The organism is Frankia sp. CgJB1 (assembly GCF_977947065.1).
Window position 1 is genome coordinate 1 of record NZ_CDWTNB010000082.1, and the last position, 17,460, is coordinate 17,460.

The 17,460-nt window shown below is 70.2% G+C and carries 14 protein-coding genes and 3 pseudogenes; 15 read left to right on the forward strand and 2 right to left on the reverse strand.

Annotated elements, in window-relative coordinates:
• From AC08OT_RS11205 to AC08OT_RS11255, 11 genes and pseudogenes are all read left to right on the forward strand, one after another.
• Positions 1–1,072: pseudogene (locus AC08OT_RS11205) on the forward strand (DEAD/DEAH box helicase); the annotation flags it as partial.
• Between the two features lie 3 nt (positions 1,073–1,075).
• Complete coding sequence (locus AC08OT_RS11210) at positions 1,076–2,122, forward strand: cobalamin biosynthesis protein (RefSeq protein WP_476602795.1); 1,047 nt, start codon at positions 1,076–1,078, stop codon at positions 2,120–2,122.
• Positions 2,119–3,669, forward strand: a complete 1,551-nt coding sequence (locus tag AC08OT_RS11215) for a cobyric acid synthase (protein WP_476592353.1) — start codon at positions 2,119–2,121, stop codon at positions 3,667–3,669. Before AC08OT_RS11210 ends, AC08OT_RS11215 begins: the two co-directional genes overlap by 4 nt.
• 157 nt (positions 3,670–3,826) lie before the next feature.
• Entirely contained in the window at positions 3,827–4,129 is a 303-nt protein-coding gene (locus AC08OT_RS11220) for an ATP-binding cassette domain-containing protein (protein WP_476592354.1), read from the forward strand.
• Positions 4,130–4,173: 44 nt separating this feature from the next.
• On the forward strand, positions 4,174–4,770 hold the full coding sequence (locus tag AC08OT_RS11225) for an ABC transporter ATP-binding protein (protein ID WP_476592355.1): 597 nt from the start codon (positions 4,174–4,176) through the stop codon (positions 4,768–4,770).
• Positions 4,767–5,867: an ABC transporter permease gene (locus AC08OT_RS11230; RefSeq protein WP_476602796.1), complete on the forward strand. Its 1,101-nt coding sequence runs from the start codon at positions 4,767–4,769 to the stop codon at positions 5,865–5,867. Before AC08OT_RS11225 ends, AC08OT_RS11230 begins: the two co-directional genes overlap by 4 nt.
• A 3-nt stretch (positions 5,868–5,870) precedes the next feature.
• Positions 5,871–6,005 carry a hypothetical protein gene (locus tag AC08OT_RS11235; protein WP_476592357.1) on the forward strand — a complete coding sequence of 45 codons (135 nt, stop codon included), beginning with the start codon at positions 5,871–5,873 and terminating at the stop codon, positions 6,003–6,005.
• A 139-nt stretch (positions 6,006–6,144) separates the two neighbouring features.
• Entirely contained in the window at positions 6,145–7,095 is a 951-nt protein-coding gene (locus AC08OT_RS11240) for a ribose-phosphate diphosphokinase (RefSeq protein WP_476592358.1), read from the forward strand.
• A 273-nt stretch (positions 7,096–7,368) separates the two neighbouring features.
• Positions 7,369–8,109: a hypothetical protein gene (locus AC08OT_RS11245; RefSeq protein WP_476592359.1), complete on the forward strand. Its 741-nt coding sequence runs from the start codon at positions 7,369–7,371 to the stop codon at positions 8,107–8,109.
• Positions 8,085–8,624: a hypothetical protein gene (locus AC08OT_RS11250; RefSeq protein ID WP_476595438.1), complete on the forward strand. Its 540-nt coding sequence runs from the start codon at positions 8,085–8,087 to the stop codon at positions 8,622–8,624. The genes AC08OT_RS11245 and AC08OT_RS11250 overlap by 25 nt, the downstream gene beginning before the upstream one ends.
• A 226-nt stretch (positions 8,625–8,850) precedes the next feature.
• Positions 8,851–10,583, forward strand: a pseudogene (locus AC08OT_RS11255) (SpoIIE family protein phosphatase).
• 302 nt (positions 10,584–10,885) lie between these two features.
• On the opposite strand, the pseudogene AC08OT_RS11260 reads toward AC08OT_RS11255, so the two are convergent.
• Together AC08OT_RS11260 and hpnH are read right to left on the reverse strand one after the other, a co-directional pair.
• Positions 10,886–12,062 (reverse strand): annotated as a pseudogene (locus AC08OT_RS11260) (beta-ketoacyl-[acyl-carrier-protein] synthase family protein).
• A gap of 454 nt (positions 12,063–12,516) precedes the next feature.
• Complete coding sequence (gene hpnH / locus AC08OT_RS11265; RefSeq protein ID WP_476594700.1) at positions 12,517–13,515, reverse strand: adenosyl-hopene transferase HpnH; 999 nt, start codon at positions 13,513–13,515, stop codon at positions 12,517–12,519.
• Positions 13,516–14,119: 604 nt separating this feature from the next.
• Between hpnH and AC08OT_RS11270 the strand changes: the two genes are divergently transcribed.
• The 4 genes from AC08OT_RS11270 to AC08OT_RS11285 all read left to right on the forward strand — a co-directional run bounded on the left by AC08OT_RS11270 (position 14,120) and on the right by AC08OT_RS11285 (position 17,421).
• Positions 14,120–14,656 carry a TetR family transcriptional regulator gene (locus tag AC08OT_RS11270; protein WP_476602797.1) on the forward strand — a complete coding sequence of 179 codons (537 nt, stop codon included), beginning with the start codon at positions 14,120–14,122 and terminating at the stop codon, positions 14,654–14,656.
• Between the two features lie 566 nt (positions 14,657–15,222).
• On the forward strand, positions 15,223–15,390 hold the full coding sequence (locus AC08OT_RS11275) for a keywimysin-related RiPP (RefSeq protein WP_476602798.1): 168 nt from the start codon (positions 15,223–15,225) through the stop codon (positions 15,388–15,390).
• A 264-nt stretch (positions 15,391–15,654) separates the two neighbouring features.
• A complete protein-coding gene (locus AC08OT_RS11280) occupies positions 15,655–16,869 on the forward strand; it encodes an FAD-dependent monooxygenase (protein WP_476602799.1) in 1,215 nt (404 codons plus the stop codon).
• A gap of 303 nt (positions 16,870–17,172) precedes the next feature.
• Complete coding sequence (locus AC08OT_RS11285) at positions 17,173–17,421, forward strand: hypothetical protein (RefSeq protein ID WP_476602800.1); 249 nt, start codon at positions 17,173–17,175, stop codon at positions 17,419–17,421.
• Positions 17,422–17,460: the final 39 nt, after the last annotated feature.

Genomic DNA, 17,460 nt, shown 5'->3' on the forward strand with positions numbered 1-17,460 from the left:
GCGGGTGCCCGCCGGGCGGCGCAGCGGGCTCGCCGTCGTGCTCGACGCCGACGCCGCCGCGAGCGCCGCCGACGGCCCGCGGCCGGTGGTGCTCACCGCGGACAGGCAGGTCCGCAGGCTGTCCCTGACTGACTTCCCGGTCGCCGTCGAACCGCTCGGCCGGGTCCGGGTGCCGCGGTCGTTCAACCCGCGCTCGCCGCAGTCGCGCCGGGATCTGGCCTCCTCCCTGCGCGCCGCCGACGTCAACCCCGATGCCCCTCCGGGCCGGCGGGCCAGGGTCCGTTCGGCCGCGGCGGACGACGCCGAGCTCGCCCGGCTGCGCCGGGCCCTGCGCGCCCATCCGGTGCACGACTGCCCGCGCCGCGAGGAGCACCTGCGTTCCGCCGAGCAGGTCAACCGGCTGGTCAAGGAGACCGCCGCGATCTCGCGGAAGGTGGAGGGCCGGACGAACACGGTCGCGAAGACGTTCGACCGGGTCCGTGCCGCGCTCGAGGACCTCGGCTACCTGGACGGGGACAGCGTTACCGCCGCCGGGCGGGTGCTCGCGCGCATCTACTCGGAGCAGGACCTGCTCGTCGCCGAATGCCTGCGCGCCGGCATCTGGGACGATCTCACCCCGCCGGCGCTGGCCGCCGCCGTGTCCACGCTGGTGTTCGAGCCGCGCGGCGACGACGCCGGCGTCCCGGCGCTGCCGGGCGGCGTGGCGCTGCGCGACTGCCTCGCTGAGATGGTCCGGCTGTCGGAGCGGCTCGCCGAGGCCGAGCAGGCCCACCGGTTCGCGTTCCTGCGCCCGCCCGAGCTCGGATTCGTCGCCGTCGCGCACGACTGGGCCGCCGGCCGCGCGTTGGAACGGGTGCTGACCGACAGCTCCGTGGAACTGACCGCCGGCGACTTCGTCCGGTGGATGCGCCAGCTCATCGACATCCTTGACCAGATCGCGCAGGTCGCCCCGATGGTGCAGCCGGACCCGGGTGCGTCGGGTGCGCCGGACGGCGCGCGGGTGCGCCGGACCGCCCGGGCGGCGATGGACGCCGTCCGGCGCGGGGTCGTCGCTTACGCGATGAGCGTCTGAGCCATGGTCCCTTCCCGTGCCGTGGTCCCTTCCCGCGCGGTGCGCGCGCTCGGTCTGGTCCTCGGCGCCGTGCTGGACGGGCTGCTCGCCGACCCGGCGCGGCTGCATCCGGTCGCCGGGTTCGGGCGGGCCGCGTCCCGGCTGGAGAACCGGCTCTACCGGGACGGCCGGGCGGCCGGAGCGCTGCACACCGCGGTGCTGCTCGCCGCGGTCGCCGTGCCTGCCGTCGCCGCTGAACGCGCCGCTGAACGCGCCGCTGAACGCGCCGTCGCGCTCACGGCGGCGGTCACGTGGACCGTCCTCGGTGGTGCCTCGCTGCGCCGTCAAGGCCGACGCCTCGGCGAGGAGCTGCGCGCCGACGATCTCGCCGCGGCCCGGGAACGGCTCCCGGCGCTGTGCGGACGCGACCCGGCGTCGCTGGACGCCGCCGGGATCGCCCGCGGCGCGATCGAGTCCATCGCCGAGAACACCTCCGACGCGCTGGTCGCCCCACTGTGGTGGGGGGCGCTCGCCGGACTGCCCGGCCTGGTCACCTACCGGGCGATCAACACCCTCGACGCGATGATCGGGCACCACAGCCCCCGGTACGAACGCTTCGGCTGGGCGGCGGCGCGCCTCGACGATCTGGCGAACCTGCTCCCGGCGCGGGTGTGCGCGCTGGTGACTTGCGCGTGCGCCCCGGTCGTCGGCGGTTCGGCGGTCGACGCGTACTGGGCCATGCGCCGGGACGGCCGGTCGCATCCCAGCCCCAACGCCGGGATGGTGGAAGCTGCGTTCGCCGGGGCGCTGGGGCTGCGGCTCGGGGGAGAGCTGCGCTACCCCTACCGCGTCGAGCACCGGCCGGAGCTCGGGTTCGGCCGGCGGCCGCAGGGCGCGGACGTCGCCGCCGCGGCCCGGTTGTCCGCGGCGGTGAGCGTGGTGTGTGTCGCGCTGACGGCGGCGGTTCCGGTGGCGCGGCTGGTCGCCTCCGTCCTGACCTCGCGGGTGGGCCTCGGCCTCGGTACCGGATCCGGATGCTCTGGATTCGGGGGGAGGGAGCGCGGCCGGTGAGTGGGGGACTGTTGGTCGCCGGGACCGCGTCGGACGCCGGCAAGAGTGTGCTGACCGCGGGGATCTGCCGGTGGCTGGCGCGGGAGGGGGTGCGGGTCGCCCCGTTCAAGGCGCAGAACATGGCGTTGAACTCAGCGGTCACCGCCGACGGTGCGGAGATCGGCCGGGCCCAGGCGATGCAGGCAGCGGCGGCCGGTGTGGAACCGGAGGCAGCGATGAACCCGGTGCTGCTCAAACCGGGGGGTCAGCGGCACAGCCAGCTTGTCGTGCTGGGCCGCCCGGTCGCCGAGGTCAACGCGCTCGGCTACCGCCCGTACAAGGAACGGCTGGCCGCGATCGTCCTGGAGTGCCTGGACGACCTGCGCGGCCGGTTCGACGCGGTGATCTGCGAGGGGGCCGGTTCCCCGGCGGAGATCAACCTGCGCTCGACCGACATCGCCAACATGGGCCTGGCACGCGCCGCGAACCTGCCGGTGATCGTGGTCGGCGACATCGACAAGGGCGGGGTCTTCGCCGCCCTGTTCGGCACGCTGGCCCTGCTCGATGCGGCCGACCAGGCGTTGGTCGCCGGCTGGGTGATCAATCGGTTCCGTGGCGACGCCCGGCTGCTCGAACCCGGGCTGCGCCAGATCGAACGGCTCACCGGCCGGCCGGTGCACGGCGTCGTCCCCTGGAAGGCGGGGTTGTGGCTGGACGTCGAGGACTCCCTCGACCTCGCCGCCTTCCCCGATGCTGAGCCCCAGCCCGATGCCGAGCCTTCCCCCGGGCCCGGGACAGCAGTCGGGTCGCACGGCGGTCGGCGGGAGGTGCTGCGGGTCGCCGTCATCCGGCTGCCCCGGCTGTCGAACGTGACCGACATCGACGCGTTGCGCGCCGAGCCCGGGGTCGCGGTGCGCCTGGCCACCCGATCGGACGAGCTCGTCGACGCCGACCTCGTGATTCTGCCGGGCACCCGTTCCACCGTCGAGGACCTGCGCTGGCTGCGTCGCCGCGGTCTCGCCGCGACCCTCGCCGAGCGCGCCGCCGCCGCCCGCCCGGTGCTGGGTATCTGTGGCGGCTACCAGATGCTCGGCCGTCGCATCCGTGACGACGTCGAATCGGGTGCGGGTGAGGTCGAGGGTCTCGGCCTGCTCCCGGTCATCACCACGTTCGACCCGGTGAAGCTGCTCGGTCGCCGCGCGGCCACCGATGCCGCCGGCCGGCCGCTGACCGGCTATGAGATCCGGCACGGGCGGCTGACCGTCGAGGGCCATCCGGACGGCGCCCCGTTCGCCGCGGACGGGGTGCGCGTCGGCGCGGTCGCCGGCACGAGCTGGCACGGAGTGCTGGAGAACGACGCGTTCCGTCGCGCCTATCTCGCCGACGTGGCCACGGCCGCGGGGCGTTCGTTCGTCCCGGCGTTCACGCGTTTCGCCGATGTCCGGCAGCGCCGCCTCGACGCCCTCGGTGACCTCGTCGCCGACCATCTCGACACCGGCGCCCTGCGCCGCCTGCTCGCCGAGGGCACACCCGCCGGCCTGCCGTTCGTTCCTCCGGGCGCACCCTGATAATCAACGGTGTTGACATCGTCGCACCGCATAAAATCAATCATGAAAACCACCGCCAATAGCATCTGGTAGAGAGAATCTCCTTGCCGGAGAAGCCCGTGGCAGGGGCAACGGTTGACCGTTACCCGGAACGCCGTGGAGTGGAAAGGTGGTGCAGGTGAGCGACGGACGGCTCGAGATCGACGGGGTGTCGAAACGGTACGGCGACGTCGTCGCGTTGGAGTCGATGACGTTCGAGGTGCGGGCCGGCGAGCTGTTCGGGTTCGTCGGCAGCAACGGTGCCGGGAAGACGACGGCGATGCGTATCGCCCTCGGGGTGCTCGCGGCGGATTCCGGGGTCGTGCGTTATGACGGCGTTCCGCTGACGTTGCGTACCCGCCGCCGGATCGGCTACATGCCGGAGGAGCGCGGCCTGTACCCGCGGATGCGGGTGGGTGAGCAGCTCGTCTACCTCGCGTAACTGCATGGAATGGGGTTGGCGGCGGCCCGTCGCGCAGTGGCGCGGTGGACCGAGCGGCTGGGGGTGTCCAGCCGGTTGACGACGAGGCGCAGAAGCTCAGCCTCGGTAACCAGCAGCGGGTGCAGCTGGCCGCCGCGCTCGTGCACGATCCGGTCGTCCTGATACTCGACGAGCCGTTCTCCGGATTGGACCCGGTGGCCGTCGATGTGATGAGCGAGGTGCTGCGGGAGCGTCGCGCCGCCGGGGTTCCGGTGATGTTCTCCAGCCATCAGCTCGATCTCGTCGAGCGGTTGTGCGACCGGGTCGGGATCGTGCGGGCGGGCCGGATAGTCGCCTGCGGTTCGGTCGACGAGTTGCGCGCGGGCGGTGATCTGCAGGTGGTGGTGGACGCGCCGGCGGCGCCGCCGGGCTGGGCCGACGGGATACCGGGGGTCGTCGTGCGTCACCGGGACGGGCCGCGGACGGTGCTGGGCCTCGCCGTGGGTGTCGACGACCAGGCGGTGCTGCGCGCAGCGCTGGCCACGGGCCCGGTGCGGGAGTTCCGTCGTCGCCGGCCGTCGCTGACCGAGCTGTTCCGTAACGTCGTCGTGCAGGCCGGGCAGCAGCCGGGGAATGGGGCGTTCCCGGAGAACGCGGCGTGAGCGTGCGGGGGCCGGATGACGCGGCGCAGGGGTCGGGCCGGGTGATCCGGCTGATCGCCCGGCGGGAGATCGTGACGAGGACCAGGTCGCGGGCCTTCCAGATCACCACGGGGCTGTTCGTCCTCGGGATCGGCGCCATGGTGGTGCTGATGTCCCTGACCGGCAGATCGTCGGCGAGCCGGATCGCGTTGACCGCGGTCGACTCCCGGCAGGCGGCGACGGTCGAGGCTGCGGCCCGGTCGCTGGGCGAGGACGTCGAGGTCCGTGCGGTGGCGGATCGGGCGGCCGGCGAGCGGGCCGTGCTCGACGGTGACGTCGACGCGTTCGTCCGCGTGGTTGCGGCCTCTGGCGCGGCGGGGAACGCCGTCTACCAGGTGGTCGTCAAGAAGGAGCTCGGCGACCGGCTGGCGTCGGTGTTGAGTCTCGCCGCCCGGCAGGTCGCGCTCGAGCGCCAGGTCGTGGGGCTCGGTGGTGATCCGGCCGTCGTGGGGCGAGCCGTGTCCGCGGCCACGGTCCAGGTCAGCGCCCTGCGGCCGGCCTCGGAACGGGACGGGGCCCGGCTGCTGCTCGGCCTGCTCTCCGGCGGGCTGATTTACCTGTCTCTGCTGATCTTCGGCCCGGCCGTGGCGCAGGGGGTGATCGAGGAGAAGACCAGCCGGGTGGTGGAGCTGCTGCTGGCGACGGTGCGCCCGTGGCAGCTGATGGCCGGCAAGGTTATCGGGATCGGCGCCGTGGCTCTCGGTCAGTTGACGCTGATCGGGGTGATCGGCGTGTCGTTGGGCCTGGCGACCGGGCAGCTCGACATCCCGGCCGGGATCGCGATCGGATCGGTCGCACTGGCGCTGCTGTGGTACCTGCTCGGGTTCGCCGTGTATGCGCTGCTGTTCGCGGCCGCCGGGGCGCTGGTGTCTCGGCAGGAGGACGCCGGCGGGGTCACGGCGCCGATGATCTTATTGATCATCGTCCCGTACGTGCTGGGCATCTCGGTGCTTCCGGGGTCGCCGGACAGCGGCCTAATCCTGGCGCTGGCGATGATTCCGCTGTTCGCGCCGGTCCTGATGCCGATGGTGATCGGGATCGGCAGCGTGGCGGGGTGACAGGTGGTGGTCGCGATGGCGCTGACGCTCGCGCTGATCGGGGCCCTGGTCTGGCTGGCCGGGCGGGTGTACGGCAATGCGGTGAAGCGCGGCGGGACTCGGGTGCCGATCCGGGAGGCGCTAGGGACCTCGGCATGACTCGGCGTCTGGTCGGTACCATCCGGGACGGGCGGGTCCATCGGACATCGACCGGGACACCGGGACACCGGACACGCCGGGACCCGGGGGACACACAGAGACCCCGGGGACACCGAGAACAGGGAACAAGGAGCGGTTCGTGCGAGACATCGCCGTCTTCAGCGGCAGTGCCCGTCCGAGTCTCGCCGAGGAGATCTGCACACACCTCGACGTGCCGCTGCATCGGGTGCGGGTGCAGCGTTTTGCCAACGACTGCCTGGAGGTCCAGCTTCCCGCGAACTGCCGGGAACGCGACGTGTTCCTCATCCAGCCGCTGGTCACACCGGTGCAGGAGAACCTCGTCGAGCTGCTGCTGCTGCTGATGATGCTGGACGCGGCGCGCGGGGCGTCGGCGGCGCGCACGACGGTCGTGCTGCCGCACTATGCCTACGCCCGCTCGGACAAGAAGGACGCGCCGCGGATCTCGATCGGCGGGCGGCTGGTCGCGGACCTGCTCGTCACCGCGGGTGCGAACCGCGTCCTCGCGATGACCCTGCACTCGCCGCAGGTCCACGGTTTCTTCAGCGTGCCGGTGGATCATCTGCATGCATTGCGGGAACTCGCCGCGCATTTCCGCCGCTACGAGCTGTCGAACACGACGGTGGTCTCCCCGGACCTCGGCAACGCCAAGGAAGCGGCGGCGTTCGCCCGGATGCTCGGGGTGCGGGTGGCGGCGGGGGCCAAGCAGCGTTTCGCCGACGACCGGGTCAGCATCAGCACGGTCATCGGTGACGTGGCCGGCCGGGACGTCATCGTGCTCGACGACGAGATCGCCAAGGGCAGCACCGTGCTCGAGCTGCTCGAGCGGCTGCGTGAGCTGAACGTGCGGTCGGTGCGGGTGGCGTGCACGCACGGGCTGTTCGCGGCGGGTGCGCTTAAGCGCATCGGCGACCAGCCCGAGGTCGCCGAGATCGTGTGCACGAACACGGTGCCGATTCCGGCGGGGGACCGGGTGCCGAAGCTGAAGATCCTCACGGTTGCCCCGGCACTCGCCGAGGCCATCCGCCGCATCCACAACGGCGAGTCCGTCAGCGCTCTCTTCGACGCCTGACCGTCGCGTCGACCTGGCCGGGTCCCGGACACGGGTCCGCCTGATCGCGCGGCGGCCACGTTATGGGGAGCAAGGCACGGTCCAGAGCCCGCAGACCGTCCTCAGGTCCCCCAAATTCGCCGGCCTCCGGCTACGCAACGGGGTAGCCCACTTCGCGGCTGCGGCGCTAGGCTGGGGAGTATGGTCTGGCGATGTTGATCCGCACCTGAGTCCGGGCTCGCGCGCCGGCTGTACGCCTACGCGTTCTGCGACGAGCTCGTCCTACTCTACCCGGTGTACCCGCTGTTGTTCGTCGACGCCGGGTTGTCGCCGGCGGAGATTTCCGCGCTGTTCATCGTGTGGTCGGTGACGTCCTCCCTCCTGGAGATCCCTTCCGGGCTGTGGGCGGATACGGTCTCTCGGCGGCTGCTGTTGATGATCGGTCCGGCGCTGGCGGCACTCGGTTTCGCGCTGTGGACGTTTAAGCCATGCTTTGCGGCGTTTGCCGCCGGGTTCGTGTTCTGGGGGGCGGGCAGCGCACTACGGTCGGGCACGCTCCAGGCTGTCGTCTACACCGAACTGACCCGGCTGGACGCGGTCGCCGCCTATCCCAGGCTGATTGGCCGGTCGCGATCCTTCGCCTCGGCCGCTGTCCTCGTCGCTACCGGGCTCGCGTTCCCCGTCATCGCTTTCCGGTGGTTACCGAGCCGTGGGAATCGCCAGCGTCGCCGTGGTCCTGCTTGGGGTACCGCTCGGGGCAGTCGCTACCCGACTCCCGGGGACACCTCGACGGCCCCGACTACTTGGACGGTCCTGATCACCGCAAAGATGATCATTCTGGTGGCGGTGAGTTCGGCCCTGACGGAAGAAGCGGGAGGACGGCGCGGGCCGCAAGGGCCGGGGAGTGCGGCGAGACTGGTAGCGGCCGGCCCGGCGATCGGAACGGCGATGCGGGGACCGGCCGGGGCTTCGCGGCGGTGTGGCGGACAGGTCTGGCCGAGGCGGGACGGGTGCCCGCGGTGCGCCGGGCCCTAGTGGTAGTGGCGGTCGTCACGGATTTCACCGCGCTCGACGAATACGTTCCGCTTCTCGTCGCGTCGACGGGTGCCCCGGCGGCCGAGGTGGCGCTGTGGGTGCTGCTCGTGTCGGCCGGGGGCTTGGTGGGCGGCTGGTTCACGGGCCGGGGGGCGGCGCGGATGCCGATGCTGCTTGCGACCGCGGCGGTCTGCCTGACCGTGGGGGCGATCAGCGATCGTCCCGCGGGATCCGTCGGCGTCGCCGTCGCGTTTGGGATCTTCGAGTGGGCGATCGCCACGGCCGACGCCCGGCTGCAGGCGGTGATCCCCGACCGGGCCAGGGCGACGGTCACCTCGATGGCGGCGGTCGGCTCCGAGGTGGGGGCGGTCGCCGTGTTCGCCGGCTACGCGGTGGGGTCGACCTGGGCGGCTCCGGGGCCGCTGTTCGCCGCGGCGAGCGTGCCCTACCTGGTCGTGGCCGTCGTCTTGGCCCGCGCCGACCGTCGGACCTCCCGGCGCCCAGCGGGGTCGTAGTGCCACCGCGCACGGGTGCACCAGGCACGGGCGCACTAGGCACGGAGGGCCCGCTGGCGGCACCCGGCCCGGCATCCCCTGTCTTTGGAGTGCTGCTGCTTTCGGGGTGCTGCTGCCGCTTCCGTTCGCACCGGTGGTGGTATTGTCGCGCACTTGGACGCAGATCCACCCGCCTGAGTCTCCGACGGTGACCGGCGGCTCCGGCCCCGGCAGGACTGGTCCCGACATGAACCCGACGCCGCAGCCCGATGGTCAGGTGCGTGGCGACACCTGCGGGCCTTGGCTCGGCTGGCCGGCCCCGCGGGCACTCGCCCGGTGGGAAGATGCGCTGCTGTGTCTGCAGGTGTTCGACACGGCGCCGATCATATTTGCGGCCCTCGACCGCGGCCTGCGCTACCGGGCGGTGAACCAGGCGGCTGCCAGGGCCTCCGGCCTGCCCGCCGAGGAGATGATCGGTGGGTATGGCCCGGAGTTGACCTCGGACATAGACCCTCTCGGCTGGGAGCGGTCCCGCCGGGTGTTGGCGACCGGTGAGGCGATCCTCGACGAGGAGATCATCGGAGCAACCCCGGCGGACTCATCGAATCCGCGCATCTGGCGGGCCTCCTACTATCCCCTGTATGACTCGACCGGGGCCAGGATCGCGGTCGGCGTGACGACGGTGGACGTGACCGACGAGCGTCGCGCGCAGGCCGAACGTGACCTGGTACTGCGGCGGTTGCGGCTGCTGAGCCGGGCGAGCGGGCTGCTCGGCGCGTCGCTGGACCTGTCGGCCACCTTGCGGGAGATGGTCACGCTGGTCGTCCCGGAATTCGCCGACGCCTGCGAGCTGTACCTCGCCGACGAGCCCTGCCGCCCCGGGGCCGAGCCCGACCCGCTGCTGCTTCGCCGAGCCGTGTGGGCCCGCTCCCCGGACCTGCCCCGACCACCCCCCAACCTGCCCCTCCCCCCACCAGACACAAAAATCAACATGACCGGACGCCAGGTCGGACGAGTATTCCTCACCCGCCAACCGGTCCGCCTCGACCTAGACGAACGGCTCCCCGACGCACCCGACGCACTCGCGAGCAGCGTGGCCGCCCTGTCCCGGCAGTCCCACCTTCGATCCGCGATCATCGTCCTGCTGCTGGCCGGCCCGCACTGCCTGGGAACCGTCGGGTTCGCCGTCACCGCGGCCCGCTCCTACCGCGAGCAGGACACCCAGACCGCCACCGAACTAGGCAGCCGGATCGCAACCGCGATCGCGAACGCCCACGCCTTCGACCACCAGCGGACCGCCGCCCTGATCCTGCAACGCGCCCTGCTGCCCCGCGACATCCCCACCCTGGACGCCCTCGACCTGGCCTGGCGCTACCAGCCCGGCACCAGCGGCACCGAGGTCGGCGGCGACTGGTTCGACGTCATCCCCCTGCCGGCCGGACGGGTCGCGCTGGTCATCGGCGACGTCATGGGCCGCGGCCTGAACGCCGCCGCCGCCATGGGCCAGCTACGCACCGCCGCCCGCACTCTCGCCCGCCTCGACCTGCCCCCCGCCGCCCTGCTGACCGAACTCGACGCCGTCACCCGCAGCATCGACACCATCGCCAGTGTCGCCTACGCCATCCAGAACCCGGCCACCAGCACCCTGACCGTGGCCAACGGCGGCCACCTCCCCCCCGCCCTGCGCCACCCCGACGGCACCACCGACCTCCTCGACGACCCCCACGGAATCATCCTCGGCGTCACCGAGCAGACGTTCACCGAAACCCGCCACCGCTTCCCCCCGGCTCTACCCTCGCCCTCTACACCGACGGCCTCGTCGAATCCCCCACCGTCGACATCGGCGAGGGCTGCCGACGCCTGCTGCGCATCCTCACCGAAACAGCCGACCTGTCCACCACCGCGGACCGGCTACTGACCCTCCTCAACCGCAACGACGGCTACGACGACGTCACCCTCCTCCTCGCCCACGCCCAATAAGATCATTACGGGTTCTCCTAGCCTCAACCATCGACGGCTGACACCTTTGGATCACAGCCGCATCTGGGTGACCTTCTCAACCCCGCTCTAGATCATGAAGGACGGCAAGGTGTCTTCGCCGTTCCCTTGCTGGAAGAAATGATCGGCAATGATCGGCAATGATCGGCAATGATCGGCAATGGTCAGTAATGGGAAGTGAGGCCTCTGGGCGGGCGGAAACACGACGGGGACCGGAGCGCGTTCGAGTCCAGCCAGGCGTGGCCGGCGCGGCCGGTTCAGGGGGCGGTGAATGCCAGGGAGACTCAGGGGGCGGTGAACGCCAGGGAGACATTGTGCCCACCGAAGCCGAAGGCGTTGGCCACGGCGGCGCGGACGGTCTCGTGGCGGGCCTGTCCGGACACGACGTCGAGCTTGATCGCCGGGTCGAGCCGGTCAAGGTTGCGTACTTGGGGGTATGACGCCGTCGCGGATGCTGAGCACCGTGGCGATGGCGCCCACCGCGCCGGCGGCGCCGAGCATGTGCCCGGTCATCGACTTGGTGGCCGTGACCGCCGGATGGGTGCCGATCGTCTGAGTGATCGCCTCGGCCTCCAAGGGGTCACCGACGGGGGTAGAGGTGGCGTGGGCGTGTACGAGGCCGATATCGGTGGGGGTGAGGCCGGCGCCGGACAGTGCGGCCTCGATGGCCCTGCGCTGCCCGGCGGGGTCGGCGGTGACGATGTCGAGGGCGTCGGAGTTGGTGGCCGCGCCGGCGGCGACGGCGTACACGCGGGCGCCGCGGGCGGCGGCGAACCCGGCCCGTTTCAGGACCAGCAGGCCGGCGCCCTCGCCGAGCACGAAACCGTCACGGTCGGCGTCGAAGGGCCGGGAGGCGGCTGCCGGGTCGTCGTGCCGGGTCGACAGGGCCTTCATCTGCGCGAACGCTGCCAGCGGCAGCGTGTCGACCGGCGCCTCGACGCCGCCGGCGACCACGACGTCGGCCAGCCCGTGTTGGATCATCTCCATACCGGTGGCGATCGCCTCGGCGCCGGACGCGCAGGCGCTGACCGGGGTGCGGGCGCCGGCCTTCGCACCGAGGTCGATGCTCACCCACGCCGCCGGGCCGTTGGGCATCAGCATGATCACCGTTTGAGGGGATATCCGGCGCGCACTGGCCTGCTCCAGGATGCGGTGCTGGCCCAGGGTGGACTGCACCCCGCCGTAACCGGTGCCGATGACGACCGCGAGCCGTTTGGGAGCGACCTCGGGGGATCCCGCGTCCGCCCATGCCTGCCGGGCGGTGACGATCGCCATCTGTTCACCGCGGTCGAGCTTGCGGCTGTCCTTGCCCGGCAGCGTTGCCGCGGGGTCGACGGGCAGCCGGGCGGCGAGTCGGACCGGCAGCTCCCGCGCCCATTCGTCTTCGATCACCGCGACACCCGAGGCACCCGCGACCAGCCCGTCCCAGGTGGCGGCGAGGTTGCCGCCGAGTGGAGTCATCGCACCGAGACCCGTCACCACGATCTTGTCGTAAACCACTAATTACCCCTTCCCGTCACGATGAGGGCGGAACGCCAGAAAGGCGGTTCCGATCCTCGCTCCGGGTCACCTTCCCAGCTCGGGGCGCGGTCTGGACAGCTCCGCCGCTACCGATGTCGGCGGCCAGGTGTTGTGGGAACCCTACAAAGACCCGCGAGCCCTACGATGGCGAGACGGGCGCCGCCGCGGCCCATGACGCCGAACCGGCGAGGGGGCGGTGGGTGAGTGTCGGGGTGCAGGTAGTCATAATTGGGTCATAATGCGGTTTCGGGTCGGATCCCGCTTATGCCGCTCTTCCCGTTATGCCGCTCTTCCCGGCGTATCCGAGCCGGGGGTGTCTGGTGGAGGACCTCGGTGCGACGGCCGCCGCACCGAGGTCGTTTCCCGGGGCTGGCCGGTGGTCCCGGGGCCGGTCTCAGCGGGCCGCGCGGATGGATTCCCGCAGGGAGGACAGGGTCGCCGCGAGGGCGGTCGGTTCGTAGCCGCAGTGTGCCATGCAGTTCGCGCAGCGCGGGTCGCGGCCTCGTCTGTAGGCCTCCCAGTCGGTGGTGTCAAGGAGTTCCTGGTAGGTCCTGGCGTAGCCGTCGCCCATCAGATAGCACGGCTTCTGCCAGCCGTACAGGGAGTAGGACGGAATTCCCCAGGCCGTGCACGGGAAGTCGATCTTTCCTTCGAGGAAGTCCAGGAACAGGGGGGAGTGGTTGATCCGCCAGTTCTTGCGGCGGCCGTCGGCGAACGCCTTGCGGAACAGTTCCTGGGTTTCCTTGACCCCGAGGAAGCTGTCCTGGTCGGGGGCTTTCCCGTAGGCGTAGGCGGGGGAGAGCATCATCCCGTCGACGTTGAGGTCGTTGTTGAGGAAGTCCAACACCTCGATCACGGTCTGGGGGGTGTCGGTGTTGAAGAACGTGGTGTTCGTGGTGACGCGGAAGCCGCGGCGCTGCGCCTCTTTGATGTTGTCCACGGCCTGGGCGAACACGCCCGGCTTGGCCACGGACTTGTCGTGGCGTTCCTCGAGGCCATCGATGTGTACCGCGAAGGACAGGTACGGTGACGGGCGCAGCTTGTCGATCTTGCGTGGGATCAGGAGGGCGTTCGTGCACAGGTAGATGAACTTCTTACGTTTCACCAGGCCTGCCACGATGTCTTCGATCTGCGGGTGCATCAGCGGTTCGCCGCCTGCCAGGCACACCACGGGGGCGCCGCACTCGTCGACGGCGGCGAGCGCCTGCTCGACGGGCATGCGCTGTTTCAGCACGTCCGCGGGATGTTGGATCTTGCCGCAGCCCTCGTAGGCGAGGTTACATGCGAACAGGGGTTCGAGTTCGAGGGTGATCGGGAACTTGTCCCGCCTGGCGAGTTTCTGCTTGAGGAGATAAGCGCCGATCCTGATTGCCTGGCGCCGCGGAATGGCCATTTTCACCCTCCTGCTGTTGGTCTTCGGTCGCCTGGTGGGTGGAGTCGCGATGCCGCGCTGTTCCGGTCAGTGACTGTTCCGGTCAGTGTAGGCGTGTGGTGCGGAGCTGGTGGATTCGGCGTGGGTCGGAGTGGGCGTGGGGTGGAACTGAAGTGGGTGTCCGGTTTGGGGGGCGGGGTGCGCTGGCGGGTTGGGGGTGATGGGGAGGGGCGGTGGTGAGAGCGCGGATTGCGGCGAGGCGATGGCGCTGGGGGCGGCGTGTGGTGTGCCGGGCGGGACGGTCCGGCCGGCCTTCGGCGGGGTGGCCTTGTGGTGGTCCGGGACTATCCTGCCGCCTGACCATGAGCGAACCACTGCGCCCGCCGGGTGCGGCAGATATCTCACGCCATCCGGAGAACCTTCCGGTAGAATACTCGGTGTGGTCCTGCGGTAGCGGGGCCGTTCCCGGGCCATCCCCACGATGCGGAGGCTAGTGCGTGCCCTCCTCAGTGAACACGGGATCGAAGCGTCCCCGGTCGCGGCGTGCTCGGGGATCCATCAATGCCCCGGGGATTCTGGCGGGCGCCTTCGAGTTTTGCCGGGACGCGCCGGTCGATCGGTTGATATGCCCCGCCTGGCTGCGTATCTCGACGTCGGTGTCACCAGCATCTACTGGTATTTTAAGAGCAAGCGAGAACTCCTCGACGCCATGGCCGAGGAGACACTCGTCTCTTTCTATGAGAGCATGCCTCCCCTCCGTGGTGACGACTGGGAGGACATGCTCCGCGAGTTCTTCAAAAATTTCTATGCGCTGCTCGCCGTCGACGACCTGAAATGCGACCTGATTACGCGTCGTAGCGGCAGTCCGACCTACCAGGAGACCATCACCTCCTGGCTTCGGGCGGCGGAACTGCTGGCTGGGCTGCGGGATGCCGGATTCCCGTCGTCGCTGGCCTGGCACGCTTTCCTCACGCTCTCGACATACACCCGGGGCTTCCTGCTCACCGAGCGGCCCGTCGAGGAGCCGGCCGCGGCGGTCCCTGCGGCGGCGCAGCCTTCCGACGTCACCGTCCCGGAGGAGTTCGAGTTCGGGATCACCAACATCATTCTGGGTCTGCGCACCCTACTGCCCGAGGAGGCGCGCGACCGCGACGTCGCCTAACGCTCCCGTATACAGGATCACAACAGGATTGCAGCAGGACCGCACTCGCACTCGCGTGTGCCCGGCGAAGACGCCGCCGGCCGTCATTTCACCTCGTTGACGATTCACCTCGTTGACCGAGATCCGGGCCGTGGGCCGGACCTGGCTGTGCCAGCGTGGTGGGCTTCCCGACGACCAGATCCGTAGGGTCCCAACAGCCTCGGACTGTCCCGCAAGGCCATCTTCTCGAGATCGACGCCGAGATCGATCCGATAACCCCTCCTGCCCCGCATGGCGCCTTTGGTGCGGCGGTGGGGCCTCCGACGGGTGCCGGCCCGTGAGCCGGAGCTTCGGCCGGCTACAGCGATGATCTTCTCGATCGGCGCCCGTCTCCACCGCGACTCCCGATGGTGCCACCGAACCGGCGATGAACCAGCAATGGACAGCAAAGGAGCAGAATCGAAGATGGTTGGTCACAGGCGGTAAGTGGCGGTCGGAGGTGGGACACCGACGGCGGCCACTGTGTTGTCTGGATCGCCGAGAGTCACATAGACCGAATAAATCGAAGTCGGACGGAGGAATCCGGCATGAAAGCAACGTATGAGGCACCGACGCTCCGGGCCGAGGGCTCGTTCCGGCAGGTCACCGGTTTCTTCGGGGGCTGGGGCTGGGGCCACTGGGGTGGCTGGGGCCACTGGGGTGGCTGGGGGCGTTGGGGCCACTGGGGCCACTGGGGTGGCTGGGGCCGTTGGTGATCCCGGCTCCCGACAGTCCAGCAACCCGACCAGCAATCTGACACTCGGAAAACCCGACAATGCGGGGAAACCGGAAAACCCGACAATGCGGGGAAACCGGAAAACCCGACAATGCGGGGTAACCGGGCAGCCCGACAAGTGGGCGCCACGACATCCGTTGGCGGTGCTCCTCTCCGGGGACGACGGTGGTGACGAGCCGGCGAACGGTCGTTGCCACCCGCCGTCCGGGTCACGCCGAGGAGGAACACGGAGGAGGCACCTGCGGTGAGGATCGTCTGTGTGGGCGGCGGACCAGCAGGACTGTACTTCGCCATCTCGGCGAAACGCCGTGACGCCAGCCAGGAGATCACAGTCCTCGAACGCGACCCGCCCGGGGCGACCTACGGCTGGGGGGTTGTGTATTGGGATAACCTTCTGGACGTCCTTTTCCGGAACGACCCAGGCAGCGCTCGTGCCCTGCGGGCTGCGTCCACTCTCTGGCAGGAGCAGCGGATCAGTCTGGGCGGATCGCGGGCGGCATATCTCACCGGCTACGGCTTCAGCCTGCAGCGGGCCGCGTTGCTCGAGATCCTCGCCCGGCGGGCCACCGATCTCGGCGTCGAGGTGGAGTACCGGCACGAGGTAGACGACCTGCGCCCGTACGCCGACGCCGATCTCGTCGTGGCGTCCGACGGCGCGAACAGCCGGGTGCGCCAGATGGCCCAGGACGATTTCGGTACCAAGGTCGAGATCGGCGGTAACCCGTACATCTGGCTCGGCACCGACAAGCGTTTCGACAGTTTCACCTTCGCCTTCGAACGGACCTCCGCAGGATGGATCTGGTTCCACGCCTATACGTCCAGCGCCGGTATCAGCACCTGCATTGTGGAATGCTCCCAGCGGACGTGGAAGGGACTCGGCCTTGATCGCCTGAGCGCCGAGGACGCGCCGCGGATGCTGGAAAAGATCTTCTCTGGTCCGTTGGACGGCCATCCGCTGATCAGCCAGTGCCGCGGCCGGGCGGCGCGGTGGCTGCGTTTCGCCGATGTCACCAACCGGAGCTGGTACCACGACAACGTCGTGTTGATCGGTGACGCCGCCCACACCACGCATTTCGCCTTCGGGTCGGGCACGGCGCTCGCGATCGTCGATGCGGTCGCGCTCGCGCAGAGCATGTACGACAGCGGCGGCGATCTGCCGGCCGCGCTGCGAGATTTCGACCGGCGGGGCCGGGCGGCCCTGGGTCCTCTGCAGGCGGCGGCGCGGATGAGCATGGCCTGGTTCGAACGGGTGGACCCATACCTCGATCAGGATCCGGTGTCGTTCGCCTACTCGATGGCGTCGCGCCAGGGCGAACAGCCGCCGTGGCGCTACCCGGTGCACCGTGCCAGCCAGCACCCGGCCGTGCGCAGGGCGCTGCGCGGACTGAACTCGAGTGCACGATGGGGTCTGGCCCGTCGCCGGGGCGAACCCGTCGCCCGGAGAAGTATGGAGGGTTAGCCCCGGTCGACCGGGGCGTTTGCCGAGCGTCCCGCAGTGGTCGACGGCGCCCTCCACGGCGGATCATCTTCTCACGGACATCGTGGAACTGCCCTATGACTCATGCGAACACCTCACCGGACGGCTCATCCGGGTGGCCTTCGGTAACAATCGCCGCCTTGACGCCGGCCCGAGGATGATGTCGGATCTCACTGCGGCGCCGGTACGGATCCCGTGAGCGACAGGACGGATGGAACCGGTAGGTCTGAGACCGGTATGTCCAATAGGGTCGGTAGGGCGGATATGTCGGACATTACGGATGTGGTGGACGCTGCCGATGTAACGGATATCGCCGATGCGGCGGATGCGGTCCGGGAGAACCGCCCGACCGGTCCCCACCGCCGCAGGGTGCTGCGGGGCGCCGGGCTGCTCGGCTTCGGCGATGGTGCCGCGATCGGGGGAGGCCTCGGGGGAGTCATGGCCCTCGACAGCGGTGTCGCCGTTGCCGCGGAACGTTCCCGGAAGGACCACCAGTCGGGCGGGCTGGACCCAATGCCATTTCCGCTAAGTTGATCAAGCTGCGGTCTGGGGCTTCATGGGTTTGGCCAGCCC

What these genes read in the sequence shown, in the direction of transcription:
- AC08OT_RS11210 (WP_476602795.1), top strand. Translation starts at nt 1,076, where the DNA reads ATGGTCCCTTCCCGTGCCGTGGTCCCTTCCCGCGCGGTGCGCGCGCTC.
- hpnH (WP_476594700.1), bottom strand. Translation starts at nt 13,515, where the DNA reads ATGGCCATTCCGCGGCGCCAGGCAATCAGGATCGGCGCTTATCTCCTC.
- AC08OT_RS11270 (WP_476602797.1), top strand. Translation starts at nt 14,120, where the DNA reads ATGCCCCGCCTGGCTGCGTATCTCGACGTCGGTGTCACCAGCATCTAC.
- AC08OT_RS11275 (WP_476602798.1), top strand. Translation starts at nt 15,223, where the DNA reads ATGAAAGCAACGTATGAGGCACCGACGCTCCGGGCCGAGGGCTCGTTC.